The organism is Flavobacterium sp. GT3P67 (assembly GCF_004349155.1).
GTDB classification, from domain to species: domain Bacteria; phylum Bacteroidota; class Bacteroidia; order Flavobacteriales; family Flavobacteriaceae; genus Flavobacterium; species Flavobacterium ranwuense.
The window spans coordinates 1-1,358 of record NZ_SMLF01000031.1 but is presented as its reverse complement, the minus strand read 5'-3'; the positions used below and the strand labels follow the sequence as shown (position 1 = coordinate 1,358).

General features: G+C 29.5%; 2 protein-coding genes. Both read left to right on the top strand.

What is annotated here, in order from left to right:
• Positions 1-627 (top strand): LytR/AlgR family response regulator transcription factor (locus E0H99_RS17115; protein WP_131998525.1); only part of this gene is annotated, 627 nt, incomplete at its 5' end.
• Between the two features lie 385 nt (positions 628-1,012).
• A complete protein-coding gene (locus tag E0H99_RS17530; protein WP_240723513.1) occupies positions 1,013-1,303 on the top strand; it encodes a hypothetical protein in 291 nt (96 codons plus the stop codon).
• Positions 1,304-1,358 lie beyond the last annotated feature (55 nt).

Genomic DNA, 1,358 nt, shown 5'->3' with positions numbered 1-1,358 from the left:
AATAAAATTCCCTTTCTCAATTTATGTGGTACGTTTGATAATGCACTTAAAGGTCTCTCTTATTTAAGATCTAATAAAGTCGATTTACTTTTTTTAGATATTAATATGGATGAATTATCCGGTATTCAGTTGCTTGAAAGTTCAAAAATAGAAAGTCAGGTTATTATAACGACAGCCTATCAGGAATACGCTATAAAAGGCTATGAGCTCAGTGTAACGGATTACTTATTAAAACCTTTTACGTTTGACCGGTTTTTAAAAGCGGTAAATAAAGCGCATGAAAATATTAATCAACCTCTGCTTACTACTCAACAGGATTTCATTTTTGTGAAGACCGAAAATCGATTAGAGAAAGTAAATTTAAGCGACATTCTTTATATTGAAGGGATGAGAGATTATCGAGGAATTCATACCGTAAATAAAAAAATTATGACACTTCAAAATTTTAGTGAACTGGAACAAATTATACCTCCCAATTTAGTTTGCAGAGTTCATAAATCTTATATGGTTGGGGTTAGCAAAATTGAATCTATTGAAAGGATGAGGATATTGATTTCTAATCAGAGAATCCCAATTTCAGAAACCTACAAAGAGCTTTTTTTTCAAGTAATAAATAATAGAACCTGAATTTCCATTACATATTTTGCAGACTAAAAACAGGAGTTTGCAGACATCCTTATTTAATTGGCATATTTAAATTGTAGACGTCACTTTATACTTGGACTTTTGTGTAGTTATATTCAATAAATGGGAATAATTATATTAATGACCTTAACAAATAATCTTACTTAAACAATCAAGGAAAAAACTAACAGTATTTTTAATTTTATTACTTATTTCAAATTTAACCTTTGGACAAAACAAAGAGACAACGGATAAAAAAGAAATAAAACAGATTTTAAATTCGTTTATTGACTGTATTGTAAAAAAAGACAGTATAAAATTTTATACTCTTTTTCATAACGATCCGATAGTTTGGATTGGAGTTATAAAAAAAACAACGCATGAGGTGATGCTAAAAAAAGAACCAACTAGAAAAAATTATTTTGAAAGTACGTATAAAGAATTCTATAGACTTCTTTCAGATGCTTCTGAAGAAAAATTTTACAATATCGACATAAAAGAAGACGGCAGTATTGCTGCGGTAACTTTTGATTATAGTTTTTGGAAAAGCAAAATTAAGGCAAACTGGGGAACTGAAAGTTGGGGTCTCATTAAAGTAAATGGGAATTGGAAAATAACAACTGTACTATTCTCTCTGGAATCAGAAAAAATCAACCCGGAACCCATTAAAGGAAAATAGCTAGGCTAAATAAGAGTTACCCTTACCTATTTTGAATACAAATCGCATGACAATT

Coding starts and splice junctions, on each gene's coding strand:
- E0H99_RS17530 (WP_240723513.1), top strand. CDS start 1,013: ATGCTAAAAAAAGAACCAACTAGAAAAAATTATTTTGAAAGTACGTAT.